The sequence below is a fragment of the Polynucleobacter sp. es-EL-1 genome, from assembly GCF_018687975.1.
Taxonomy (GTDB): Bacteria; Pseudomonadota; Gammaproteobacteria; order Burkholderiales; family Burkholderiaceae; genus Polynucleobacter.
In genome coordinates this window covers 863,304-888,189 of sequence record NZ_CP061310.1, presented here as the reverse complement: position 1 = coordinate 888,189, position 24,886 = coordinate 863,304, and the positions used below count along the sequence as shown (strand labels likewise).

Here is a 24,886-nt window from a genome sequence, read left to right as displayed (position 1 = left end):
AACAAATTATGGAGCTGCTGTTACTTTTTCTTTCACGTACTTACCAGGCGCAGCTTCTAGTTTTTTGTATCGTGCATTACCGAACGTTTTGCTAGCTTGAATTCTCTTGCCACCAAATTGCTCTAACCATTGAGCGTAGTTAGGCCACCAACTACCCTTAATATCTTTAGCTGCAGATAACCACTCATCTGCAGTTTTTGCCAACTTATTATTTTCAAAGTAATGGCGTTTATTTTTTGCAGGCGGATTAATCACACCCGCAATATGACCTGAGGCACCCAAAACAAAACGATTCTTACCCTTGAGAATGTGCGTTGATTCATATGCAGATTTCCAGGGCACGATATGGTCATCATGCGATGCATAGATATAGGCTGGCACAGTAATTTTGCCAAGGTCAACTTTTTCACCGCAAACAGTTAACTTGCCAGGTTTAATTAATTCATTCTGTAAATAGGTATGTCGCAAATACCAGCAATACATTGGTCCTGGTAGATTAGTAGAGTCACCATTCCAATAGAGCAAATCAAATGGCGGCGGCGAATTACCCTTGAGGTAGTTCTCTACTACATAATTCCAAACCAAATCATTGGGGCGCAAGAAAGAGAAAGTATTACCAAGCTCTAGGCCAGACATCATGCCGTAGTGACCGCCCTCACCACCAATGGTGGATTCTCGAAGCTTGACCATACCTTCATCAATAAACACATCCAGAATGCCAGTATCGCTAAAGTCTAGAAGGGTTGTAAGCAGAGTCAGGCTAGCAACGATATTTTTCTTGCGAGCAGCCAGTACAGCAAGCGCTGTAGCGGTTAAGGTTCCACCAACGCAAAATCCCAGCACATTAATTTGATCAACACCGCCAATGTCTTTGACAACCTCAATTGCCTTGATGACACCCTCGCCTACATAGTCGTCCCAAGTAATCTGAGACATGGAGGCATCAGGATTTCTCCAAGATACGAGGAAGACGGTATGGCCCTGCTCCACCATATATCGCACAACGGAGTTATCGGGTTGTAGATCTAAGATGTAGTACTTATTAATGCATGGTGGCACCATTAAATAGGGGCGCTCAAATACTGTCTCAGTCAATGGTGTGTATTGGATAAGCTCAAACAAGTCATTACGAAACACCACTTGACCTGCGGTAGTCGCAATATTCTTACCAACCTCAAATGCAGTTTCATCAGTTTGTGAAACCTTACCCTTTTTTAAGTCGCCAAGAAGATTGACTATGCCATTTTGTATTGACTGTCCTTGGGTGCTAATAATGTTTTCAAGAACCTCTGGATTGGTAGCAATGAAATTCGAAGGTGATAAAGCATCAATCATTTGCTCTGTAGTAAAGAGAATCTTGACCTTCGTTTTTTCATCGGCATCAACTGCTTTTGCAAGCGCAAGTAAATGTTTTGAATTTAATAAATATGTTGCCGCAATCGTCTTACTCCATGACGAATGCCATGCCTTCCCAGAAAAGCGGCGATCTTTTACTTCAATGGATTCTGGATTAGTAGCAAGATGTGCTAATTCGGTGAAATATTCTTTTTGAATTTCTGCCAACCGCTCTGGCGGAATTAACGCCATATGGTGGGGCGCTAAAGCCGGCGCAACCCCGGTATTCATACCTGAAAACATAATGATCTCGTAAAGTTAATCAATTCATTCTCCTGCTATCAGGGCAATAGAGTTATACGCACTAACCCTAGCCCTAGAGCTAATTACATGATAACTCTTTGATATTACGTCGAAGAAATCCAAATAAACGATGCAAAACGCCCAGTGACGCCATCGCGACGATAGGAAAAAAAGCGAGTTGAATCTGTAAAGGTGCAAAAACCACCGCCCTCAATATTGCCAATTCCCAAACTTTGTAAACGCGCTTCAGCCAAAAGATAGAGGTTGGCTAGATATTTGCCTGGAGCATTCTGCAAAGGAATGAAGGCCTTTTGGATCATTGCCTCCCCTTGAGATTGAAAAGCTTCCCTTACATCTTCACCAACCTCAAAAGCGTCGGGTCCAATGGCCGGACCCATCCAGACACTGATTTCTTGAGCAGTTAAACCAGGTGAAAGAGAGCGCATCTCACGGACCGTATTTTCTAACACACCACTACTGAGACCTCTCCAGCCAGCGTGGGCAGCTCCCACCACATCTCCCCGCTTACTCGTAAATATCACTGGCATGCAATCGGCTGTCAAGATCGCCAGCACTTCATTGGCTCTGTTGGTTACAGCAGCGTCAGCCTCAAATGGTCCTTGATCTTGAGCTAATCTTGATACTGGAGTGCTGACATTGTTTCCATGCACTTGCTTTAACCAAACTGGATCGGCAGGTATCAATGATTTCAACAGCATGCGATTTTGCAAAACCCGTTCTGGGTCATCCCCAGCATTCATGCCCAGGTTGAGCTCATTAAACGGTAGTTCACTTACACCGCCTAAGCGTGTAGTCGTAAATGCCTCAACAGACTGCGGGTGTTCCCAAGTCGGCTTAATTACAAAATTAGCGTTGATCATTCTTAATTGAGGCAAGCAATGCCTCTTCTCTGGGAAGATCATCCACACCCATTGCGACCAGCGGCAATAATTGCTCTAAATCCTGGGGTGGCAATCTAAACCAGGTCATTAACTCTGCAGTGACTGGGTGTTGCAAACTCAGTGCATAGGCATGCAGAGCTTGACGCTCAAATGGCAAAGATTTGGCAACGCCAGGGGTTTTCTTCCGATAGACCGGATCGCCAAGCAAAGGAAATCCCAGGGATTCCAAATGCACCCGAATCTGATGGGTTCGCCCTGTTTCCAGCCTACATTCCAATAAAGCCACAGGGCTGTCCTGAAAACTCCCTTTAGCCAATCGCCTAAAAACCGTTGCTGCCGGTTTGCCTTGAGCAACGCCCGCAGCCATTTTTAAACGGTCGCGTTGATCTCGACCAACCGAGGCCAACACTTTTCCTTGCGAGGGAGCATCACCCCACACCCAAGCTAAATAGCGACGACCCACAGTGCGCTCTTGGAGCTGTCTGACTAAGGCTGTTTGGGCAATATCAGTGCGGGCAACCACCATTAAACCTGAGGTGTCCTTATCCAACCGGTGGACAATCCCCGCTCTTGGTAGCAGTTTTAGCTCTGGATAATGAAATAACAAGCCATTAAGGAGTGTTCCGGACCAATTTCCAGCAGCGGGATGAACCACCAGTCCAGGCGGTTTATTGATCACGATGATCGCTTCGTCCTCATAAACCACTTCTAGAGGAATATTTTCTGGAGCAAAGGCATATTGCTCGGGCATCTCTTGGGGGTAGACCTTAATACTTTCCCCGCCCCTGAGTAAATGGCGGGATTTAGTCACTTTTCCATCCACCGTGACAGCCCCAGCCTCAACCCAGGCTTTAAGACGATTTCGTGAATAGTCAGGCAAAGCGCTTCCAAGAAACTTATCCAAACGCTCTCCAGAAACCTCTTGGGGAATTTCTAGGGCAATAAAGTCCTCATCATCGATATAATCAATAGGATTCGAATCGGGAGTATGCGGCAATGCCACGCTTAAAGAGCCTTTTAGTTATGTCGGACGTTATTACAGACGCCAGTTTAAGGCTTGCCGCCCTTGTGCGGTCATCTTCGCAAAAACTCAGTAGAAGTCTGATTCTCTGCACTAGCGCAGCGGTTTTAGTTCTTGGTGGTTGCGCTGGTGCTGATGGGCAGAAAGATGACACTGATATTTGGTCAGAAACTAAGCTTTACTCAGAGGCCACTGAAAAACTGAATGACGCCGATTTTGCCAAGTGCGGTAAGTATTTTGAAAAGTTAGAGGCCCGTTTCCCATTTGGCCCTTATTCACAGCAAGCCCAAATTAATGCCGCATATTGTTACTGGAAGGGTCAAGAGCAAGCCCAAGCTCAGGTGGCCATTGATCGATTTATTAAATTGCACCAAGGTAGTCCTAATTTAGATTACGCCTACTACCTGAAAGGCTTGATTAGTTTTAATGATAATTTAGGTTGGCTCGGTAAATTTACTGGTCAAGATCTTTCTGAACGTGACCCTAAGGCAGCAAAAGAAGCATTCGAATCATTTAAGGTGGTTGTAGAACGTTTTCCAGATAGCAAATACGCACCAGACTCCCTCGACCGGATGCGTTATATCGTCAATTCCCTGGCCGAAGCGGATGTGATCGTGGCGCGTTTTTACTATCAACGTGGCGCCTACCTTGCTTCTGCAAACCGCGCTCAACTGGTCATTCGTGACTATGACCGTGCGCCTGCCGTAGAGGAAGCACTCTATCTTCTGACTAAATCCTACGAAAAGCTTGGAATGGTCGATTTAAGCAATGACGCCGCCCGTGTCTTTAAACTCAATTTTCCTGACAGTCAGATGCTGGCAACTGGACAACGCGTCCAAAAAGAGCGTCGCTGGTGGCAAATCTGGAATAAGTAAGACACAGCAAAGTCAATTAATCAAGGCTCACTTGGTCAATTGCTTACTTAATACTTACCGGTACGCGGGGCGCTAAAGCGCAAATTAATTCATAGCCAATCGTGCCGCTCATTTGCGCGACATCATCCACCGGTATCTCTCCACCCCAAAGCTCAACAGCACTACCAACCTTGGCATTGGGGGCCTCTCGTAAATCAATAGTCAGCATATCCATGGATACTTGCCCTGCAATTGGGCACACGACATCATCATAGTCAGGACCTGCACCCTGCACCCATACTGGAGTCCCATCTACCGCATGGCGCGGATAGCCATCGGCATAGCCACAAGCAATGACACCAATACGCATATCTTCTGGGGCCTCAAATCGACCACCATAACCTACGTGATCACCCTTCTTTAATTCCTGAATCTCGATAATTTCACTACGCAGTTGCATGACTGGGAGCAGCTCAGAGCGGGCAATATCAGCATAAGTACCTGTTGGTGAAACCCCATACAGCATGATCCCAGGACGAATCCAATCTCCCAAAGCATTGCGATGCCAAAGAATCGCCGCTGAATTAGCTAAAGATGTTGGCGCTTCTAATCCAGCAATGGTGGACTCAAAACATTCCACTTGCGCACCCACCGATGGCGAGCGATCAACTTGATCAGCATTAGCGAAGTGGGTCATGTGGTGCATGTGATAACCCGCAGCGTGCAAACGGTGGTAAGCATCACGGTACTGTTCTGGCTTAAATCCAAGACGATTCATGCCGGAATTAAGCTTTAAAAAGAGATTAATGGGGTGGCCAGAATGATTCGAGTAAGACTCAAGCCACTCAAGCTGTTTTTCATTATGAACAACCATGTCACAGCGTAATTGAACTGCCGTCTCCAACTCTTCTTGATGGAATAGCCCCTCCAAAAGCAAAATACGCCCACTCCATTTGTGGTCTCTAAACCATTGGGCATCTGCAATATCCAAAAGTGCAAAACCATCGGCAGATTCAAGGCCTTTTAAGGCAGCCTCTAGCCCATGACCATAGGCTTTTGCCTTAATCACAGCCCAAATTTTGGATTCTGGGGCAAGCTCTCGAATTCGGTTTAAATTATGGCGAAAGGCCTCGGTGTCGATAGATGCCAAAATTGGTCTATTTACCAGGTGATTAGCTGTTAAACCCATATCAACCCCTCCTTTCATGTTTTAATTGATGTAATGACTAGATTGTACGAATGAACCGTAGTTTTTACACCATTATGGCGGCGCAATTTTTTTCGTCGCTGGCTGATAACGCACTGCTGATTGCGGCAATTGCGCTTTTGGTCCAACTCCAAGCTCCCGCTTGGATGACCCCGCTACTCAAATTATTTTTTGTACTTTCCTATGTCTTGCTTGCTGCATTCGTAGGCGCTTTTGCTGACTCCCGCCCTAAAGGCAATGTCATGTTCATTACCAACACAATCAAATTTGTTGGTTGTGTAGTCATGCTGTTTGGTAGTCACCCTTTGCTTGCCTACGCCATTGTTGGTCTTGGTGCAGCCGCCTATTCACCAGCAAAGTACGGTATTTTGACTGAGCTTCTCCCTCCAGAAAAACTCGTTGCTGCCAATGGCTGGATTGAAGGCCTAACTGTCGGCTCCATCATTATGGGGACCGTACTTGGAGGTGTACTCATTAGCAAGTCCGTCTCCCAGAGTCTCCTTTCGTGGGATTTACCCTTTCTAGATACCAGTATCGATACGGCTGCCGAGTCTGCCATCATGATCATCATGCTGATTTATGTCTTAGCAGCATTAATTAACTTGCGCATTCCAGATACCGGAGCACGTTATGAGTCCCAAAAAACCAATCCCATTGAGTTAATCAAGGATTTTTCAGTCTGCTTTACTACTCTCTGGAATGACCGCTTAGGGCAAATCTCTTTGGCAGTTACCACCCTCTTTTGGGGTGCTGGCGCTACCTTGCAATTTATTGTGATTAAGTGGGCCCAAGTTGCCCTGCATATGTCTCTATCACAAGGGGCCATTTTGCAGGCCATCTCCGCATTTGGTGTTGCCGGTGGTGCTGTTTGGGCTGCCTGGAAAATTCCATTGCGCAGCTCTCTTAAGGTATTGCCCTACGGAATCGCCATGGGTCTAGTCGTTTGCATTATGGCTGTTTATAACTCTGACATGCTGCCACAGACTACGCTTTTTAAAATAGGTGCAGCAGAAGTCACACTCAATTTATTGCCAGCGTATTTCTTACTCATATTGGTAGGATGGCTAGCGGGTTACTTTGTGGTGCCGATGAATGCCCTACTCCAACATCGTGGACATGTCCTCATGTCAGCAGGCCATTCCATTGCCGTACAAAACTTCAATGAGAATATTTCCGTTCTCATGATGTTGATGATTTACTCAGGATTGATTTGGCTAGACGTACCGATTCAGTTTGTGATCATCGGATTTGGTGTTGCTGTGAGTCTGATTATGTGGCTAGTGATTAAGCGCCACAAGGCCAATCAAGCTGAATATGACTCGATGCATCTCATTGGTGAGCATAAGCACTAAAGGCACTAAAGATTTTGCAAGACTGATTTAGCGAGTAATACATCCTGCCAAAACAAGGCCTTATCTTTAGGTCTAGAAAGCAAATGGCTAAGATCAAATGTGGCTATTAATGGAAGTTCTTCAAGTCCTTCATCACTCATAGCTAAGATGGTTTGTCTCAATTGAGGCAAAGCATCTCTCTCACCGGATAATTTTTGCGCCACTGAACCACCTAAAGCGATTGCCACTATTGGCATGCCATCCTGAGGCAAATCCTCTGGGTCAATGAGCTCATTCAGATTCTTCCAAGACCACTCTTGAGCACTTAAACCCAATGCCCGAATAATATTCTGCATCAATTGCTCAGAATCACCTTGCGGTTTGCTTCCAATAAACCACCACATCCCGTTCGGGACTCTACTATCGGCGGTTGCCGGAGTTTGTGATGCGGAGCTACCCTCTACTAAATTTTCAGATTGAAAATCGGCAACAAATGCAGTGCCTACCGCATCGCGGGAGGTCCATTGGGTAATGCCCATCTCTTTTAAAAAAGCAGAGTGTGTGTTGGTGTTCATGTCTCTAGCTTAATCGATTTAGCCATAACAAGCGCATCCTCTCGTGCGCCAGAGCCAGGTTCGGCAGGGTAATAGTTCTTACGCAAGCCAATCTGTTCATATCCCAGGCTTTGGTATAGCTTTAAAGCACTAGCATTACTGGGTCGCACTTCTAGGATAATTCTAGGCATCCCTTGCTGTGCAGCCACACCCTCAATAGCCCCCATCATTCGTGCGCCAATACCTAGCCTACGCAACTGAGGCGACACTGTAATATTCAAAAGATGCAACTCATCAACGGCGGGAAACAACACACAGTAAGCCCAGAGAATTTTGGGATCCAAAAAACTACCGGCAACACACTCCCCTATTTCTGGGCGAATACAATAGGCCCAATGACCTGCCGCTAATGAATCCGAGAAATTGCCCTTCGTCCAGGGATGAAGATGGGAGATAGATTCAATAGAAAGAACTTCATCCAAGTCAGCGCTAGTCATCGGCATGAACGAAAGTTCAGCGCCACGCTCCAAATCCTTATCCATGCTGCTGACTGCGCTCTTGGGCAGTAAATGCCACCTTATTGCGGACATATAAAGGCTCGAGTAAATGAACGTCCTGTTGCAAGCCTTGAGCCCACATCTGCTTGGCACAAGCCAAAACACCAAGTGCATCGACGCCAATCGATCGATTTAGACGTGCGTCAGATAGACAAGCATACTGCGCACCAAGCAACCGTTCACCAAACTCATTAATCGCACTACCAGCAATATACTCAATACCATCAAGCTCTACCAACTCTGGAGTACTCAGTTGGATCTCACCCAAGCGCTGGGGTAATGCATTTATCTGCACTTGATAGCGAGCCCAATAAACTTCACCCATACGCGCATCCACTGCCACCATAAAGATATGAGATTGTGATTCCAAAAAATGGGGGGTAAGCACCAGTTGTGATGCAATGGCATCTAAGCTAGCCACTGGCAATACTGGTAACTTTTTGGCAATTGCCAGACCTTGGACAACAGCTACGCCTAGGCGAACCCCTGTAAATGCTCCAGGTCCAATACCTATGGCAACAGCATCTATATCGGTGAGCGTGAGAGACTGCTCTTGTAGCAATTCATCGACCCAAGGCAATAGCAGTTGACTTGCGCCAGCCGATACTTTTTCGTGACGACAAACGCTCTGGTCAGCTAAAGATAAAGCCACCGAACACCACGCCGTGGAAGTGTCGATGGCCAGTATATGGGTCAATTTGCGCTCTCTATAACTATGAACTTAGGCCCGCAATGATATCTGGTGGGGCTTGCACTAGCTCAATCAGTACACCTTCACCACATAGCGGAAACTCTTCATTGCCTTTAGGGTGGACAAAAGTAATGTCATAGCCTGCTGCACCTTTACGAATTCCGCCAGGCGCAAATCGCAGACCTTGGGCAGAGAGCCATTCCACAGCCTTGGGAAGATCATCAACCCATAAACCAATGTGATTTAAAGGGGTTTGGTGAACAGCTGGCTTCTTTTCGATATCAAAGGGTTGCATCAAATCAACCTCAATCTCGTGAGCCCCTTTACCAATGGCGCAAATATCTTCGTCTACGTTCTCACGCTCGGATACAAAAGTGCTTTTATAGTCAAAGCCTAATAAATCAACCCAAAGTTTGCGAAGACGCTCTTTATTCTCACCGCCAATGGCTACTTGTTGAATGCCTAGAATTTTGAATGGCTTAGTCATCATGCGCCTTACTCAAAACGGATAATAAGTTGATCAACAGCCAAACTCTCACCCACATTGGCACAGATCTCTGCGACAACACCATCTTGGGCTGCAACCAGTGTGTTCTCCATTTTCATGGCTTCAATGGCTGCTAATTTTTGACCTGCAGTAACTTGCTCTCCAACTTTCACAGAAATATTGGTTAGTAAGCCGGGCATAGGAGACATGACCAATTTAGACGTATCTGGTGGAACTTTAACGGGCATGCGGCGTTGTAACTCTGCACCTAAGGGGCTCAAAACCATACACTCGTAATGTGCGCCATCCAATACAAGGGCATATTTAACGCCCTTACGCTCAACTTGTGCCGTGATCTTGCTGGTGCCATTAATCGTAGCGCGCAAACAAATCTCACCCGGTCTCCAATTGCTGACGATATCGTAGCGACTGACGCCATCAGATTCCTCGATGTAGACAGAATAAACACCCTCTTTTAACTCTATGCGAATCGGAATTTCTTGAATATTTTCGCTAGAGCCCACACGACTGCCTGTTACTACCACAAACTTCTTTGCAATCGTCATTTCATGGCCAGCTAGCTGACCATCAATCATTTGAATGTGCTCGAGATAGCGATAGCGCATAAAAGCAGCCAAAGCAGCCAATCGTTTTGAGTCAGATGGTTGTACAGAGTCCTTCTTAAAACCCTCTGGATACTCTTCAGCGATAAAGCCCGTTGTGAAGTCACCTGAAACAAAACGCGGATGCTGAAGTAATGCAGCTTGAAATGGAATATTGGAATGGATGCCGCGAATCACAAAGTCATTGAGCGCGCCACGCATCTTTTCAATCGCTTCAGCACGATCTTTGCCATGCACAATCAATTTTGCAATCATGGAGTCGTAATACATGGGGATCTCTCCGCCTTCATAGACTCCAGTATCAACGCGCACCCCATCGACCGCTTCTGGCGGACGATATTTGACGAGACGGCCCGTAGATGGCAGGAAGTTTCTAAATGGATCATCCGCATTGATACGGCACTCCATTGACCAGCCATCGAGCTTGATATCTTCTTGCTTAAATGCCAATTTTTCACCGGCAGCAACCCGAATCATTTGCTCAACAAGGTCAAGCCCTGTAATACCTTCGGTAACAGGATGCTCAACCTGCAAACGGGTATTCATCTCCAGGAAGTAGAAAGACTTATCTTTACCAACCACAAACTCGACAGTACCCGCAGATTGATAGTTCACTGCTTTAGCCAAAGCAACCGCTTGTTCACCCATCGCCTTGCGCGTGGCTGGATCAATAAAGGGTGACGGCGCTTCTTCAATAACCTTTTGATGGCGACGCTGAATAGAGCAATCACGCTCGCCAAGATAAACCACATTACCGTGGGCATCCCCCAATACCTGAATCTCAATATGGCGTGGACCCTCAACAAACTTCTCAATGAAGATGCGATCATCGCCAAAGCTATTCATCGCCTCTGTTTTGCAAGCAGCAAAACCTTCGGCAGCCTCTTTATCATTAAATGCAACCCGCAGACCTTTACCACCACCACCAGCAGATGCCTTAATCATGACCGGGTAACCGATACCTTGAGCAATCTTGACCGCTTCTTCGGTCGTATCAATCGCTTCGTTATAGCCAGGAATGGTGTTGACCTTAGCATCTAAAGCGAGCTTCTTGGATGCAATCTTATCGCCCATGGCGGCAATGGACTGATGCTTAGGGCCAATGAAAACAATACCTTCTTCTTCGCAGCGCTTTGCAAACTGCTCATTCTCAGATAAAAAGCCGTAACCTGGATGAACTGCTTCAGCACCCGTATCCTTACACGCCTGAATAATACGATCCATCACTAAATAGGATTCACGCGAAGGGGCTGGTCCAATACAGACCGCTTCATCAGCCATTTGCACATGACGCGCCTCTTTATCGGCCTCAGAGTAGACGGCAACCGTCTTAATGCCCATCTTCTTGGCAGTTTTCATCACCCGGCAAGCAATCTCACCGCGGTTAGCAATCAAAATTTTCTTAAACATTTTCGTAGTCATGATGTATCGGCGCCTTACAGAGGAATATTGCCGTGTTTACGCGCAGGATTAGTGAGTTCTTTATCTTTCAACATCGCCAAAGAACGTGAAATACGTTTGCGAGTTTCATGGGGAAGAATCACATCATCGATATAGCCACGACGACCTGCCACAAATGGATTTGCAAACTTAGCTTTGTATTCCGCTTCGCGCGCTGCAATTTTTGCCGGATCCGATTTTTCTTCACGGAAAATAATTTCAACAGCACCCTTGGGCCCCATCACTGCAATTTCTGCAGAAGGCCAGGCAAAGTTCACATCGCCACGCAGATGTTTTGAAGCCATCACGTCATAAGCACCACCATAAGCCTTACGGGTAATCAAAGTTACTTTAGGCACAGTGCAATCCGCATAGGCGTATAACAACTTCGCGCCATGCTTAATAATGCCGCCATATTCTTGGGATGTACCAGGCATAAAACCAGGCACATCAACTAAGGTGATAACTGGGATATTAAAGGCGTCACAGAATCGAACAAAACGAGCCGCCTTAATGGATGCCTTGATATCTAAACAGCCTGCTAGCACCAAAGGCTGATTAGCTACGATACCGATGGAGCGACCTTCCATGCGCGCAAATCCAATCAAGATATTTTTGGCATAGTCAGGCTGCAGCTCAAAGAACTCGCCATCATCCACAATCTTCTCAATCAGCTCTTTCATATCGTAGGGCTGATTTGGATTACTAGGAACTAAAGTATCTAAAGAAAAATCAGGCTCTTCAGTGCGCATCGCCCCATTAATCATAGGAGGCTTCTCGCGATTAGAGAGTGGGAGATAGTTAAAGAAACGACGTAGCATCATGATCGCATCTACATCATTATCAAATGCCAAATCACACACGCCAGAAATGGTTGAATGCGTTACCGCGCCACCCAACTCTTCAGCCGTTACGTCCTCATGCGTCACGGTCTTCACTACTTCTGGACCGGTTACAAACATGTAGGAGCTGTCTTTCACCATGAAGATAAAGTCAGTCAATGCTGGGGAATACACTGCGCCGCCTGCTGAAGGCCCCATGATGAGGGAAATCTGAGGAATCACACCAGAAGCAGTGACATTACGCTGGAAGATTTCAGCATAGCCGCCCAGGGAAGCGACACCCTCTTGAATACGTGCGCCACCAGAGTCATTTAAACCAATAACCGGAGCGCCCACTTTGAGCGCTTGATCCATGATCTTGCAAATCTTTTCTGCATGAGCCTCAGAAAGGGATCCACCCAATACCGTGAAGTCTTGTGAAAATACAAAGACTAGACGGCCATTAATCATTCCATAACCGGTAACAACACCATCACCAGGTACAGTCTGATCAGCCATTCCAAAATCGTGGCAACGATGCTCTACGAACATATCCCATTCTTCGAAGGTTCCGGCATCGAGCAAGAGCTCAATGCGCTCTCGTGCGGTTAATTTACCTTTTGAATGCTGAGCAGCGATGCGCTTTTGCCCGCCACCCAATCTGGCGAGTTCACGCTTTGCTTCAAGCTGTTGAATGATTTCCTTCATAACTACTCCCTTAGAAAAATTCATGCCCCATTGCCTCGAGCAAACGTCGCGCGGCAACTGAAGCAGCCATGGTTCCTTGATTTACCTGGGCACTTAAGTCAGGTAATAATGTTTGTACTGCTGGATGATTGCGAAAAGCATTCTTAAGGCCGGCATCAATTCTGTCCCACATCCATGCGCCTGCCTGCTGTTGACGACGTGATTGCAGCTTGCCATTGGCGTTCTGGAGCTTTTGAAAATGCAGAATTTTTTCCCACAGTTCAGGAACACCATTTCCTTGCAATGCGCTTAAGGTCATCACTGAGGGATGCCAATACTCTTGGTCATGCGAAGCATGGTCGGGATTGCCTTGGAATCCCAGCAATCTTAAAGAGCTGGTAATAAATAGTTGCGCCCGCATTGCTGCATCAGGATCAATATCCACCTTATTAATCACGATGAGGTCGGCAATCTCCATCACACCCTTTTTAATCGCCTGAAGATCATCACCAGCATTAGGTAGCTGTAAGAGTAAGAACATATCTGTCATGCCGGCCACTGCAATTTCACTTTGACCAACGCCCACTGTTTCAACAATCACTACATCAAATCCTGCAGCCTCTGCTACTAACATCGCTTCACGGGTCTTCTCAGCCACACCCCCTAAGGTGCAAGATGATGGGCTTGGACGAATGAAGGCGTTATCCAATACCGATAATTTCTCCATACGGGTTTTATCCCCCAGTATCGAGCCACCAGATAAGCTAGAAGATGGGTCAATTGCTAGGACCGCAACACGATGACCTTTTTCAATGAGATATAAGCCGAGCGTTTCAATCAGGGTGGATTTACCTACTCCTGGCACGCCGGAGATTCCCAAACGAAAAGATTTGCCAGTTTTGGGCAATAAGGTATTGAGAACATCATCCGCACGCTTGCGATGATCCATGCGGGTTGACTCAAGCAAGGTAATGATCTTTGCCAATGCCCGTCGCTGACGCAGCGATGGTGCACCGGTGAGATCATTCACCAGAACTTGGTCAGCAGCTTCAAGCATACTCAAAGCCTAACTTAAGTAGGCTTTACAGATTTACGAATCTGCTCAAGAACATCCTTTGCAGAAGCGGGAATAGGCGTACCTGGACCGTAGATACCTTTCACACCAGCCTCATAAAGGAACTCATAATCCTGGCGTGGGATGACGCCCCCGACGAAAACAATGATGTCATCTGAGCCTTGTTTTTTAAGCTCAGCAATAATCGCAGGCACCAATGTCTTGTGACCAGCCGCTAAGGTTGAAACGCCCAAAGCATGGACATCATTTTCAATTGCTTGGCGCGCACACTCTTCAGGCGTTTGAAAGAGTGGTCCGATATCCACATCAAAACCGAGGTCAGCATAGGCAGTAGCAACAACCTTGGCACCGCGATCATGACCATCTTGACCCAGCTTGGCAATCATCACGCGTGGACGACGACCAAAATCTTTTGCGAAATCAGCGATCTCGACTTTGAGTTTTTCCCAGCCTTCCGCTGAGTCATAAGCAGCTGCATACACACCGGTCACCTTTTGAGTATCGGCGCGATGGCGCCCGTAAACTTTCTCCAATGCATCAGAAACTTCGCCAACGGTAGCACGTAAGCGAATCGCTTGAACCGCCAACTCCAACAAGTTGCCGGTATTGTCTTCTGCAGCTTTGGTCAAAGCCTCTAGTGCTGCCTCAACCTTTTGGCTATCGCGCTTAGCCTTAATCTCTTTCAAACGCGCTACTTGACTCTCGCGAACCTTATCGTTGTCGATCATTAAGACATCAACAAGATCTTCTTTACCAAGCTTATATTTATTGACACCAACAATGACATCGGATCCCGAATCAATCTTGGCTTGTTTCTCTGCAGCAGCAGCTTCAATCTTGAGCTTTGCCCAGCCACTCTCAACGGCCTTCGTCATACCGCCCATGGCGTCGACTTCTTCGATGATTTCCCAAGCCTTATCAGCCATCTCTTGCGTTAAGTTCTCCATCATGTAAGAACCTGCCCAAGGATCAATCACGCTAGTGATATGGGTTTCTTCTTGGAGAATGAGTTGGGTATTACGCGCAATGCGGCTTGAAAATTCGGATGGTAGTGCAATCGCTTCATCGAAAGAATTCGTGTGCAAAGATTGAGTACCGCCAAACACCGCTGCCATCGCTTCTACGGTAGTACGGACTACGTTGTTATAGGGATCCTGCTCCGTTAAAGACCAGCCTGATGTTTGGCAGTGCGTGCGCAACATCAATGACTTTGGATTTTTAGGCTCAAACGACTTCATGATGCGCCACCACAAAAGACGAGCTGCGCGTAGCTTTGCCACCTCTAAATAGAAGTTCATACCAATTGCAAAGAAGAAAGAAAGGCGTCCAGCAAAGCCATCTACATCCAGACCTTTTGCGAGCGCAGTTTTTACATACTCTTTGCCATCGGCCAAAGTGAAAGCCAGTTCTAGTACTTGATTGGCGCCAGCCTCTTGCATGTGATAACCCGAAATAGATATCGAGTTAAATTTAGGCATGTGTTTCGCGGTGTATTCAATGATGTCGCCAATAATGCGCATGGAAGGCTCAGGCGGGTAGATATAGGTATTGCGCACCATAAACTCTTTCAGAATGTCATTCTGAATTGTTCCCGATAGCAATTCTTGTTTAACGCCCTGCTCTTCGCCTGCCACGATGTAACCTGCCAGCACAGGCAAGACAGCACCATTCATCGTCATCGACACAGATACCTTGTCTAATGGAATGCCATCAAACAAAATTTTCATATCCTCTACAGAATCGATTGCAACACCCGCCTTACCAACGTCGCCAGTGACGCGCGGATGATCTGAGTCATAGCCACGATGTGTCGCTAAGTCAAAAGCAACGGATACACCTTGACCGCCCGCATCAAGAGCTTTGCGATAGAAGGCATTGGATTCTTCTGCAGTAGAAAAGCCAGCATATTGGCGGATAGTCCATGGACGAACGGAGTACATCGTTGCCTGTGGACCGCGCACAAATGGCTCAAACCCTGGCAATGAATTGGTGTACTGAAGGCCATCGACATCTTCAGATGTATACAACGCTTTTAAATGAATGCCATCTGGCGTTTTCCAACCTAAGCGGTCTACATCACCATTGGGCGCAGACTTTTGCGCTGATTTTTTCCACGCCTCTAAATTACTTTCTGGCACCTTAGGCCAAGTAGCAGATGACTTAGATGCAGACTTATTTTTATTGGCACTCATAAAGCACTCCTGGTTGGCTTTATTACATTGTTGCTAAATTTGTAGGGCTATTTTGCTTGACTTTTTTTTATTTGTCTAGATACTGTATACATAATTATGAATACAAAACTAATCAATCGGCCGCTATACGAGGATGTTGCAGAGCGTCTCCGTGAGCAAATATTTGCGCATGAATTAGCCCCTGGAAGCTGGCTTGACGAGCAAAGTCTGGCTCTACAGTTTGGGATCAGCCGCACACCCATGCGAGAAGCCATCAAGGTTTTGGCTTCAGAAGGACTAGTCACTACCAAAATGAATAAAGGTGCCTACGTCACAGAAGTTGACCGACGAGATCTAGAGCAAATTTTTACAGTACTCTCCCTCTTAGAGGGTCAAGCAGCAAAAGAAACCGCATTAAAGGCTAGCGAGGAGCAGTTAACCGCTTTAGACAACCTCCATCACCGCTTAGAAAAAGCAGCTGCCGATAGAGATATTGAGCAATTTTTTGAAATTAATGTGAAATTTCACGACATGATCCAGGACATTGCCGGCAATAAATGGATGAATGGCGTCATTGTTGATTTGCGCAAGGTTCTTAAACTGCAACGCCGTGACTCTCTGAGTCGCAGTGGACGACTCCTGAGCTCTCTCACCGAACACCGTGAAATACTCCAAGCAATCCTGAAAAGAGATGGTGTTGCAGCTGAGCTAGCGATGCGAAAACACCTAGCACGCGGCTTAGAAGCAACAAAATAAATCTTTATAAAACAATGGCTTAGGTAATTAACCTAAGCCATTAGATTTAATACCTGAAGGTTAGCTTATTTCTTAACTACAAAGTTTCCAGGTAATTTAGAGATATAAGCAGCCATATCCTTCAAATCAGCATCCGTGAAATTTTGGACCTGTGAGGACATTACTGCGTTATTGCGGCCATACATAGCATTACTGTTGCCCACTTGATATGCACGCAAGGCATAGTACAAGTAATCAGCATATTGACCAGCTAATTTTGGATAAGCGGGCAAGATTGGGGTATTTAAATTAGCGCCATGGCATGAACCACAGTTAGCCTTTTCTACTAAAGCCTTGCCCTTTTCAACATTGGCAGCTTGCGCAATACCAATGCTGGATAACAACATGGCGGTAATGAGTGCGAATTTCATAAACATGCCTCTAAATATCACTTCAATGGGTTATTCGGTGAGCTGGCAGTTTGCACAGCATAGTATTCGCCAAGATCAGCCATATCTTGATCAGATAAGCTGGCAGCAATAGAACGCATCGTTGGATGCTTTCTTTCGCCTTTCTTATAGGCAGCTAATGAGCTCGCGATATAGGCAGCATTTTGGCCGCCCAACATGGGCACTTTATAAACCAAAGGATAGTCAGCGCGATAGTCAGGAATAGCATGGCAACCAATGCAAAGCCAGACCTTGCCTTGACCGGCCTGGGCAGAACCTTTGACGTCTTGAGCTTGGGCTGATAAGCCAGTGAGAGCCAAACCAGCACAAACAGCCAATTGGGTAAAAATGTGGTGTTTTTTCATAGAAATCATTATTAACAGTTTGATTTAGATCAATTTGCAAAGAGTATAGCGGAGACTGGAAGCTTCCCCCCTATCTGACACCTAGAAATCAGTGAAAACACTGAAATTTGTCGTCTATTTACCTATACTGGAGCGCAATTTCTATCCTTAAAGTACGGAACCCCATGACTACAGCACAAAACCGATTTGATGGCTCTCAATCCTATGTTGCCACGGAAGATCTCAAGCTGGCGGTCAATGCGGCAATGAAGCTTGAGCGCCCTCTCCTAATTAAAGGTGAGCCAGGGACCGGAAAAACCATGCTGGCGGAGGAAGTGGCAGCAGCCCTCAAGATGCCTCTGATGCAATGGCATATCAAATCGACTACTAAGGCTCAGCAAGGTTTATACGAATACGATGCCGTGAGCCGCTTAAGGGACTCTCAGTTAGGCGATGAAAAAGTAAAGGATATCCGCAACTACATCATCAAAGGAGTGCTTTGGCAGGCATTTGAAGCGAATGAACCTGTTGTCTTATTAATTGATGAAATTGATAAAGCGGATATTGAGTTTCCCAATGATCTCTTGCGAGAAATCGATCGCATGGAGTTTTATGTTTACGAAACGCGCGAGCTGATTAAAGCAAAACACCGTCCTTTAGTCATCATCACCTCCAATAATGAAAAAGAATTGCCCGATGCATTTTTGCGTCGTTGCTTCTTTCATTACATCGCATTTCCAGATGCCACAACCATGCAAAGTATTATTGATGTTCATCACCCCAATATCAAACAGGATTTATTAGAGGCTGCTTTAAAGTCCTTCTATCAAATTCGTTCACTGCCCGGCATCAAGAAAAAACCATCCACTTCGGAACTCATCGATTGGCTCAAACTCTTGTTAGCAGAAGATATTCCGGCGCAAGCGTTGCATAGCAATGATGACAAAGTGGTGGTGCCACCTCTACATGGTGCACTCCTGAAGAATGAGCAGGATGTTCATTTATTTGAGCGTCTAGTGATGATGAATCGCAATAACCGCTAAGCCTTTTTTCGCGCCATCTCATGCTGATTGAATTTTTCTTGAGCTTAAAAGAAGCCAAAATTCCGGTTTCTGTTCGAGAGTTCTTAAGTTTGCTCGATGCCTTAAAGGCCGGAGTCATCGAACCTTCCATCGATGAGTTTTACCAGTTGGCACGGATGACCTTAGTCAAAGATGAGCAATACTTTGATCGCTTTGATCAAGTTTTTGGGGCCTACTTTCAGGGTATTGAAAAGATTATCGCCCTAGCCCCTGATATTCCTGCGGATTGGCTAGAAAAGAAATTACAAAGAGTACTGAGCGCCGAAGAAAAAGCAGCCTTACAAAAATTAGGCGGCCCACAGGCACTGCAAAAACGCTTGCAAGAGCTCATGAAAGAACAAAAGGAATGGCATGGTGGCGGCAAAAAATGGATTGGAGCTGGCGGCTCTTCTCCATTTGGTCACAGTGGCTACCATCCAGAAGGTATTCGTATTGGCGGTGAAAGCGCTGGCAATCGCACTGCTATCAAAGTCTGGGAAGCTCGAGAATTTAAAGACTATGACAGCGACTTGAGTCTAGGTACCCGCAACATCAAAATGGCTTTGCGCCGTCTTCGCCGCTTTGCAAGATCGGGATCCCGTCTTGAGCTTGATCTCGATAAAACCATTCACTCTACAGCTGCTAATGCGGGGATGCTTGATATACAGATGCGGCCAGAGCGGCATAACCAAGTCAAAGTATTGCTATTGATGGATGTGGGTGGGTCTATGGATGACCATGTGCAGCGGATATCGGAATTATTTACTGCAGTCAAAACTGAATTTAAGCATCTTGAGCACTATTATTTTCATAACTGCGTGTATGAACATCTATGGCAAAGTAATCGCCGTAGACGTGATCAAGTTACCAGCACTCAAGATGTCATCAACAAGTATGGGTCAGATTACAAGCTGATTTTTGTGGGTGACGCGACCATGTCGCCTTATGAAATACTCAGCCCCAATGGTGCAGTTGAGTACAACAATCGAGAATCTGGCGCAACCTGGATACATCGCCTCACTGATCATTTCCCCCACTACGCCTGGCTCAATCCAGAACCAGAATCCATTTGGCAATATCGACAATCCATTGAAATCATGCAAGGCCTCATGAAAGATCGTATGTATCCCGTCACCATGAATGGACTTGAGGATGCCATGCGCCAACTTTCCAAGTAAGATTTATCAATTCCCATTTTTCTAACTCTCACAGACTTCTACACCATGACCAATCTTATTAGCGATCGTCTCAAAACTTTAGGCATTGATTTACCGCCTCCTGGACCTCCTGCAGCAGCCTATGTCATGGCAGCGACAACTGGCAATACCGTCTTTTTATCTGGGCATATTGCTAAAAAAGATGGCAAGCCTTGGGTTGGCAAGCTCGGTTTAGACATGGACACTGAAACTGGCAAAGCAGCTGCTAAATCCATTGCAATTGATCTGATTGCCACCTTGCAAAATCACCTTGGGTCACTTGACAGAGTCAAGCGCATCGTCAAGGTCATGGGCTTAGTCAACTCCACTTCAGAATTTACAGAACAGCACTTGGTAGTGAATGGCTGCTCAGAGCTCCTCTTTGAGGTATTTGGGGAGGCTGGTAAGCATGCTCGTAGCGCTTTTGGTGTGGCTCAGATTCCACTGGGCGCTTGCGTTGAAATTGAATTAATCGCTGAAATTTAAAGGTTCAAGAGCCTAGTGAAAAAACTCACTAGGCTTTGAAGCATTTCAATACAAACTTAATTTGCTTTGAGCTTGCCGTCTTTGAGGCGAGGTTCCACGAAATGGCCTTTGCGAGCACGATTGCCAGCAAACGATTTCAGGGTTTTTGCATCAAGACTCAACTCGGTTGGCTTACCTGCGCGTCCAGCACCAGAGTAAGTGGCGCCGTCAGGGCCGACTGCGATAGCCGATGCCAACTTCTCTTTGTCATCTAAGCCCATCAAAATCACACCTTTACCACCTGTAGGTAAACGCTTAAGTTCATCGAGCGGGAATACCAGCAACTTAGAACTCTCAGAAAGACAAGCAACTTGCTTCATACCTGCAGTGACTTTAGCTGCGCCAAGAGGAGCATCTCCACCTGGGAATTTGCTATCAATCCCTACAAACGATTTACCAGCCTTATTACGGGTAGTCATGTCAGCGACATTGGCCAAGAAACCATTGCCTGCTCTGGTTGATATCAGCACCAAATCATCCGCTTGACCAGCATAGTAGGCAACCATTTGCGAACCTGCTGCCAAGTTCACAAAGCTGGTTAATGGTGAACCATCACCACGTGCACCGGGTAATTCGCTAACCGCTACGGTATAGACTCGACCATCACTACCAAAGCCTTGCATCACGTCAATGGTGCGGCACTCAAAGGTGGCATAGAGAGCATCACCCGCTTTGAAACCAAACTGGGTGGCGTCATGTTCATGACCTTGCCGAACCCTCACCCAGCCTTTCTGAGAAACAATCACTGTCACCGGCTCATCGAGCACCTTCGTTTCAGCAACAGCACGCTTATCTTCCAATATTAAAGTGCGGCGATCATCGCCAAACTCTTTCATGTCCGCTTCAATTTCTTTGATGATGCGCTTACGCAAAACAGTGTCGCTTTGCAAGAGACCTTCTAAGTCCTCGCGCTCCGATTTCAGCTCTTTTAATTCTTGCTCGATCTTGATGCCTTCTAAGCGAGCCAACTGACGCAAACGGATATCCAAAATATCTTCTGCTTGGCGCTCGCTAAGCTTAAATTCTTTCATTAAATCAAGCTTAGGCTCATCGCTATTGCGAATAATCTTAATCACCTTATCAATATTCAGAAGAACGGTAAGGCGCCCTTCCAAAATATGCATCCGGTCTTTGACTTTATTTAAGCGATGTTGCGTGCGCCGAGTGACGGTAGCAACCCTAAACGAAATCCATTCAGAAATAATTTCTTTTAAGCCTTTTTGACGTGGACGACCATCCGTGCCAATCATCACCAAATTCATTGGGGCATTGGATTCAAGCGAGGTATGCGCTAACAAGAGGTTGACGAATTCATTGACGTCAATATTCTTGCTCTTAGGCTCAAAGACCAAGCGTACGGCTGCATCTTTACTGGATTCATCGCGCACACCATCTAAGACATTCAAAATAGTGGACTTCAGATTATTTTGTTCAGGCGTTAAGGTCTTTTTACCAACCTTCACCTTCGGGTTTGTAATTTCTTCAATCTCTTGCAATACCCGCTGGGAAGATGTGGATGGTGGCAACTCATTCACAATCACTTGCCATTGACCACGTGCCAATTCTTCGACAGACCAGCGTGCTCTAACCTTGACGCTACCTCGGCCAGTTTCATAAATCTGCGCTATTTCTGCTGCAGAAGAAATAATTTGCCCACCACCTGGATAGTCTGGGCCAGGCATGATCTCCAACAATTCTGAAGTACTCATCTTCGGAGACTTCATTAAGGCAATCGCCGCGCTTGCTACTTCACGTAGATTGTGTGAAGGAATCTCGGTAGCCATACCCACAGCAATACCTGATGCTCCATTTAGCAATACAAACGGTAAGCGCGCTGGCAACAGCTTCGGCTCTTGGAAAGAACCATCATAGTTTGGAGCGAAATCGACTGTACCCTCATCAATTTCACTTAACAGCAGGCTGGCAATCTTAGTGAGTCGTGCTTCGGTATAGCGCATCGCTGCAGCACCATCACCATCGCGTGAGCCAAAGTTACCTTGCCCATCAATCAGTGGGTAGCGCAATGAAAAGCTTTGCGCCAAGCGTACTAATGCGTCATAGGCTGACTGATCACCATGCGGATGAAATTTACCCAAAACGTCACCAACTACACGGGCACTCTTCACGGGCTTAGCATCAGCGCGCAAACCCATCTCACTCATTGAGAACAGAATGCGGCGCTGTACAGGCTTTTGACCATCCGATACGTCAGGCAATGCGCGACCTTTAACCACGCTAATGGCGTAGTCAAGATAAGCACGCTCCGCATAGACAGCGAGCGTTAGGCTATCTTTATCATCTTCATTGAGCTCAATGACTTTGGGGTCATGCGGATCTTTAGGTCCACCTACCTGAGGAGCAATGGGCTCATCCACTTCAACGATGTTCATTTCAATCGGTTCGCCTGCGAATAAGTCCGCTTGATCGTCTGAACCAGTACCGCCTGGAGTTTTTTTAGTCGCCATTAAATATCCGCCTCTACTTCGTTGCCGCGCTCTTCTAGCCAATCACGACGCGCCCCGGATTCGGATTTACCCATGAGCATATCCATCGTTTTGATTGTTTCATCTTCAGTCCAGCTACCTAAAGTCACTGGCAGTAAACGTCGAGTGTCTGGATTGAGGGTGGTGTCCCATAGTTGTTCTGCACTCATCTCCCCCAAGCCTTTAAAGCGGGAGATTTGCCAAGCAGACTCTTTCACGCCATCTTTACGCAACTTATCTTCAATGGCTTGCAGCTCATTAGCATCCAAAGCATAAATTTTCTGAGCCGGCTTTTTGCCACGCGCTGGTGCATCGACTCTAAACAGAGGTGGCCTTGAAATATGTACATGACCTAACTCAATGAGTTTAGGGAAATGTTTATAGAACAAAGTCAGCAGTAATACCTGAATGTGGGCGCCATCGACGTCCGCATCAGACAAAATACACACCTTGCCATAGCGTAAGTTCGATAAATCTGGATTGTCATTAGCGCCATGGGGATCTACACCAATCGCTACTGCGATGTCATGCACTTCATTATTGGCAAATAGGCGATCGCGCTCTGCTTCCCAGGTATTGAGCACCTTACCTCGTAGTGGCAAGATCGCTTGATACTCTTTATTACGCCCCATCTTGGCTGAGCCACCCGCAGAGTCGCCCTCTACTAAGAAGATTTCGTTTAAGCCAGTATCTTGGCTTTCGCAATCAGTCAGCTTGCCCGGAAGAACCGCAACCCCAGAGGATTTTTTCTTCTCCACTTTTTGACCGGCACGCGTTCTTGCCTGAGCTTGCTTGATGACTAAATCAGCAAGCTTACGACCATAATCCACATGCTCATTGAGCCAAAGCTCTAAGGCAGACTTGCTATAACCAGAAACCAAACGGACCGCATCTCTCGAGTTCAGACGCTCTTTAATCTGCCCTTGGAACTGAGGATCTAAAACCTTGGCGGACAAAATAAAGGAGGCACGCGCAAAAACGTCTTCCGGCATTAACTTCACGCCCTTCGGTTGCAGGGCGTGCATCTCGATAAAGCCTTTTACAGCATTAAACAGACCTTCGCGCAGACCACTCTCATGCGTTCCACCGGCTGGTGTTGGAATGAGGTTGACGTAACTCTCTCGCACTGGTGCACCATCCTCAGTCCAAGCAACAACCCACGCTGCACCCTCTCCCTCTGCAAATGAATCGTCATCACCACTTCCAGTAGCGTATTGCTCACCTTCAAAAGGAGGAATGACTTCAGCACCATGACCCGCTTGGGCCATTGCTTCATTGAGGTAACCACGCAGACCTTGAGCGTATTGCCAAGTTTGAGACTCGCCAGACTTCTCTTGAATAAGGGTCACTTTGACGCCTGGCAAAAGAACGGCCTTGGAACGCAGCAGACGAATCAGTTCTGGCATCGGAATAGCGGAGCTATCAAAATACTTTCCGTCGGGCCAGGCACGCACTCGCGTACCGTGTGTTTTATCTTCTTTGCCTGCAGAGACGGATTTGAGCTTTTCAATCACCTTGCCATCAGCAAAAGTGAGCGTAGATACTTGTCCGTCACGCCATACAGTAACTTCTAGACGCTTGGATAAGGCATTCGTAACGGAAACACCAACGCCATGCAAACCGCCTGAGAAGGCATAAGCCCCACCAGTGCCTTTTTCAAACTTGCCACCCGCATGAAGCTGGGTGAAAACGATTTCTACTACCGGAAGCTTCTCGGTAGGATGCATTCCCACGGGAATACCTCGGCCATCATCCTCAATACTCACGCTGCCGTCAGTATGCAAAGTCACAATAATTTGCTTACCAAAACCCCCTAAAGCCTCGTCTGAAGCGTTATCGAGCACCTCTTGAATGATGTGCAAAGGGTTATCAGTACGGGTGTACATTCCCGGCCGCTGTCGGACAGGTTCGAGCCCCTTAAGGACCTGGATTGATGATTCACTGTATTCGGAAGTTTTACGGGTAGCCATGCGCGCAAATTGTAGTCATGTCTCAAACAAAACCTGAATTTTCCACAAATTACCCCTTCTTTCA

At 46.5% G+C, this 24,886-nt stretch carries 22 protein-coding genes; 6 read left to right on the top strand and 16 right to left on the bottom strand.

Going from position 1 to position 24,886, the window contains the following annotated elements; translation table 11 throughout:
• Positions 1–6: 6 nt before the first annotated feature.
• The 3 genes from phaC to FD974_RS04500 form a co-directional block, all read right to left on the bottom strand.
• Complete coding sequence (phaC, locus tag FD974_RS04510; protein WP_215366267.1) at positions 7–1,638, bottom strand: class I poly(R)-hydroxyalkanoic acid synthase; 1,632 nt, start codon at positions 1,636–1,638, stop codon at positions 7–9.
• A gap of 104 nt (positions 1,639–1,742) precedes the next feature.
• Positions 1,743–2,519 carry a peptidoglycan editing factor PgeF gene (gene pgeF / locus FD974_RS04505; protein WP_215366264.1) on the bottom strand — a complete coding sequence of 259 codons (777 nt, stop codon included), beginning with the start codon at positions 2,517–2,519 and terminating at the stop codon, positions 1,743–1,745.
• On the bottom strand, positions 2,506–3,543 hold the full coding sequence (locus FD974_RS04500) for an RluA family pseudouridine synthase (RefSeq protein WP_215366261.1): 1,038 nt from the start codon (positions 3,541–3,543) through the stop codon (positions 2,506–2,508). The genes pgeF and FD974_RS04500 overlap by 14 nt, the downstream gene beginning before the upstream one ends.
• 20 nt (positions 3,544–3,563) lie before the next feature.
• Between FD974_RS04500 and FD974_RS04495 the strand changes: the two genes are divergently transcribed.
• Positions 3,564–4,436 (top strand): outer membrane protein assembly factor BamD, encoded by an 873-nt coding sequence (locus FD974_RS04495; RefSeq protein WP_215366258.1) that lies wholly within the window; start codon positions 3,564–3,566, stop codon positions 4,434–4,436.
• A 43-nt stretch (positions 4,437–4,479) separates the two neighbouring features.
• On the opposite strand, the gene alr is transcribed toward FD974_RS04495, so the two are convergent.
• A complete protein-coding gene (gene alr / locus FD974_RS04490) occupies positions 4,480–5,604 on the bottom strand; it encodes an alanine racemase (RefSeq protein ID WP_215366254.1) in 1,125 nt (374 codons plus the stop codon).
• 50 nt (positions 5,605–5,654) lie between these two features.
• Between alr and lplT the strand changes: the two genes are divergently transcribed.
• Complete coding sequence (gene lplT, locus FD974_RS04485) at positions 5,655–6,974, top strand: lysophospholipid transporter LplT (RefSeq protein WP_215366251.1); 1,320 nt, start codon at positions 5,655–5,657, stop codon at positions 6,972–6,974.
• Between the two features lie 5 nt (positions 6,975–6,979).
• Here the strand turns inward: lplT and FD974_RS04480 are convergent, their stop codons facing one another.
• Genes FD974_RS04480 through scpA form a run of 8 tightly spaced genes read right to left on the bottom strand, consistent with a single transcriptional unit; the run spans position 6,980 to position 16,080 of the window.
• Positions 6,980–7,528, bottom strand: coding sequence for a DNA polymerase III subunit psi (locus FD974_RS04480; RefSeq protein WP_215366248.1), 549 nt, complete (start codon positions 7,526–7,528; stop codon positions 6,980–6,982).
• Complete coding sequence (gene rimI / locus FD974_RS04475; protein WP_215366245.1) at positions 7,525–8,049, bottom strand: ribosomal protein S18-alanine N-acetyltransferase; 525 nt, start codon at positions 8,047–8,049, stop codon at positions 7,525–7,527. Before rimI ends, FD974_RS04480 begins: the two co-directional genes overlap by 4 nt.
• Positions 8,042–8,761 (bottom strand): tRNA (adenosine(37)-N6)-threonylcarbamoyltransferase complex dimerization subunit type 1 TsaB, encoded by a 720-nt coding sequence (tsaB, locus tag FD974_RS04470; protein WP_256437840.1) that lies wholly within the window; start codon positions 8,759–8,761, stop codon positions 8,042–8,044. The genes rimI and tsaB overlap by 8 nt, the downstream gene beginning before the upstream one ends.
• Before the next feature lie 16 nt (positions 8,762–8,777).
• Positions 8,778–9,242 (bottom strand): VOC family protein, encoded by a 465-nt coding sequence (locus FD974_RS04465; protein WP_371817132.1) that lies wholly within the window; start codon positions 9,240–9,242, stop codon positions 8,778–8,780.
• Positions 9,243–9,250: 8 nt separating this feature from the next.
• Positions 9,251–11,275, bottom strand: coding sequence for an acetyl-CoA carboxylase biotin carboxylase subunit (accC, locus tag FD974_RS04460; protein WP_215366681.1), 2,025 nt, complete (start codon positions 11,273–11,275; stop codon positions 9,251–9,253).
• 26 nt (positions 11,276–11,301) lie between these two features.
• Positions 11,302–12,834 carry an acyl-CoA carboxylase subunit beta gene (locus FD974_RS04455; protein WP_215366238.1) on the bottom strand — a complete coding sequence of 511 codons (1,533 nt, stop codon included), beginning with the start codon at positions 12,832–12,834 and terminating at the stop codon, positions 11,302–11,304.
• 10 nt (positions 12,835–12,844) lie between these two features.
• Positions 12,845–13,870, bottom strand: a complete 1,026-nt coding sequence (gene meaB, locus FD974_RS04450) for a methylmalonyl Co-A mutase-associated GTPase MeaB (RefSeq protein WP_215366235.1) — start codon at positions 13,868–13,870, stop codon at positions 12,845–12,847.
• Positions 13,871–13,884: 14 nt separating this feature from the next.
• Positions 13,885–16,080 carry a methylmalonyl-CoA mutase gene (gene scpA / locus FD974_RS04445; RefSeq protein WP_251374665.1) on the bottom strand — a complete coding sequence of 732 codons (2,196 nt, stop codon included), beginning with the start codon at positions 16,078–16,080 and terminating at the stop codon, positions 13,885–13,887.
• Between the two features lie 96 nt (positions 16,081–16,176).
• Here scpA and FD974_RS04440 point away from each other — a divergent pair, with 96 nt between their 5' ends.
• Complete coding sequence (locus FD974_RS04440; protein WP_215366233.1) at positions 16,177–16,815, top strand: GntR family transcriptional regulator; 639 nt, start codon at positions 16,177–16,179, stop codon at positions 16,813–16,815.
• Positions 16,816–16,880: 65 nt separating this feature from the next.
• Here FD974_RS04440 and FD974_RS04435 read toward each other — a convergent pair whose 3' ends face one another.
• Positions 16,881–17,225 (bottom strand): cytochrome c, encoded by a 345-nt coding sequence (locus tag FD974_RS04435; RefSeq protein ID WP_215366230.1) that lies wholly within the window; start codon positions 17,223–17,225, stop codon positions 16,881–16,883.
• Positions 17,226–17,242: 17 nt separating this feature from the next.
• Positions 17,243–17,608, bottom strand: a complete 366-nt coding sequence (locus FD974_RS04430) for a cytochrome c (RefSeq protein WP_215366227.1) — start codon at positions 17,606–17,608, stop codon at positions 17,243–17,245.
• A 164-nt stretch (positions 17,609–17,772) separates the two neighbouring features.
• On the opposite strand from FD974_RS04430, the gene FD974_RS04425 reads away from it, so the two are divergent.
• From FD974_RS04425 to FD974_RS04415, 3 genes are read left to right on the top strand one after another with little or no spacing between them, the layout of a single operon-like run.
• Positions 17,773–18,630: a MoxR family ATPase gene (locus FD974_RS04425; protein WP_215366224.1), complete on the top strand. Its 858-nt coding sequence runs from the start codon at positions 17,773–17,775 to the stop codon at positions 18,628–18,630.
• Between the two features lie 20 nt (positions 18,631–18,650).
• Positions 18,651–19,826: a VWA domain-containing protein gene (locus FD974_RS04420; protein WP_215366221.1), complete on the top strand. Its 1,176-nt coding sequence runs from the start codon at positions 18,651–18,653 to the stop codon at positions 19,824–19,826.
• 45 nt (positions 19,827–19,871) lie between these two features.
• Positions 19,872–20,330: a RidA family protein gene (locus tag FD974_RS04415; RefSeq protein ID WP_215366218.1), complete on the top strand. Its 459-nt coding sequence runs from the start codon at positions 19,872–19,874 to the stop codon at positions 20,328–20,330.
• A 56-nt stretch (positions 20,331–20,386) separates the two neighbouring features.
• On the opposite strand, the gene parC is transcribed toward FD974_RS04415, so the two are convergent.
• The gene (gene parC, locus FD974_RS04410; protein WP_251374680.1) at positions 20,387–22,759 is read right to left on the bottom strand and encodes a DNA topoisomerase IV subunit A; all 2,373 of its coding nucleotides are present in this window, start codon (positions 22,757–22,759) and stop codon (positions 20,387–20,389) included.
• Positions 22,760–22,833: 74 nt separating this feature from the next.
• Positions 22,834–24,822 carry a DNA topoisomerase IV subunit B gene (locus tag FD974_RS04405; protein ID WP_215366215.1) on the bottom strand — a complete coding sequence of 663 codons (1,989 nt, stop codon included), beginning with the start codon at positions 24,820–24,822 and terminating at the stop codon, positions 22,834–22,836.
• Between the last annotated feature and the right edge of the window lie 64 nt (positions 24,823–24,886).

Bases quoted from the DNA above. Each gene is read 5' to 3' on its own strand.
- phaC (WP_215366267.1), bottom strand. From the start codon at position 1,638: ATGTTTTCAGGTATGAATACCGGGGTTGCGCCGGCTTTAGCGCCCCAC.
- pgeF (WP_215366264.1), bottom strand. From the start codon at position 2,519: ATGATCAACGCTAATTTTGTAATTAAGCCGACTTGGGAACACCCGCAG.
- FD974_RS04495 (WP_215366258.1), top strand. From the start codon at position 3,564: ATGTCGGACGTTATTACAGACGCCAGTTTAAGGCTTGCCGCCCTTGTG.
- alr (WP_215366254.1), bottom strand. From the start codon at position 5,604: ATGGGTTTAACAGCTAATCACCTGGTAAATAGACCAATTTTGGCATCT.
- lplT (WP_215366251.1), top strand. From the start codon at position 5,655: ATGAACCGTAGTTTTTACACCATTATGGCGGCGCAATTTTTTTCGTCG.
- FD974_RS04480 (WP_215366248.1), bottom strand. From the start codon at position 7,528: ATGAACACCAACACACACTCTGCTTTTTTAAAAGAGATGGGCATTACC.
- rimI (WP_215366245.1), bottom strand. From the start codon at position 8,049: ATGGATAAGGATTTGGAGCGTGGCGCTGAACTTTCGTTCATGCCGATG.
- FD974_RS04465 (WP_371817132.1), bottom strand. From the start codon at position 9,242: ATGACTAAGCCATTCAAAATTCTAGGCATTCAACAAGTAGCCATTGGC.
- accC (WP_215366681.1), bottom strand. From the start codon at position 11,275: ATGTTTAAGAAAATTTTGATTGCTAACCGCGGTGAGATTGCTTGCCGG.
- FD974_RS04455 (WP_215366238.1), bottom strand. From the start codon at position 12,834: ATGAAGGAAATCATTCAACAGCTTGAAGCAAAGCGTGAACTCGCCAGA.
- meaB (WP_215366235.1), bottom strand. From the start codon at position 13,870: ATGCTTGAAGCTGCTGACCAAGTTCTGGTGAATGATCTCACCGGTGCA.
- scpA (WP_251374665.1), bottom strand. From the start codon at position 16,080: ATGAGTGCCAATAAAAATAAGTCTGCATCTAAGTCATCTGCTACTTGG.
- FD974_RS04440 (WP_215366233.1), top strand. From the start codon at position 16,177: ATGAATACAAAACTAATCAATCGGCCGCTATACGAGGATGTTGCAGAG.
- FD974_RS04435 (WP_215366230.1), bottom strand. From the start codon at position 17,225: ATGAAATTCGCACTCATTACCGCCATGTTGTTATCCAGCATTGGTATT.
- FD974_RS04430 (WP_215366227.1), bottom strand. From the start codon at position 17,608: ATGAAAAAACACCACATTTTTACCCAATTGGCTGTTTGTGCTGGTTTG.
- FD974_RS04425 (WP_215366224.1), top strand. From the start codon at position 17,773: ATGACTACAGCACAAAACCGATTTGATGGCTCTCAATCCTATGTTGCC.
- FD974_RS04420 (WP_215366221.1), top strand. From the start codon at position 18,651: ATGCTGATTGAATTTTTCTTGAGCTTAAAAGAAGCCAAAATTCCGGTT.
- FD974_RS04415 (WP_215366218.1), top strand. From the start codon at position 19,872: ATGACCAATCTTATTAGCGATCGTCTCAAAACTTTAGGCATTGATTTA.
- parC (WP_251374680.1), bottom strand. From the start codon at position 22,759: ATGAACATCGTTGAAGTGGATGAGCCCATTGCTCCTCAGGTAGGTGGA.
- FD974_RS04405 (WP_215366215.1), bottom strand. From the start codon at position 24,822: ATGGCTACCCGTAAAACTTCCGAATACAGTGAATCATCAATCCAGGTC.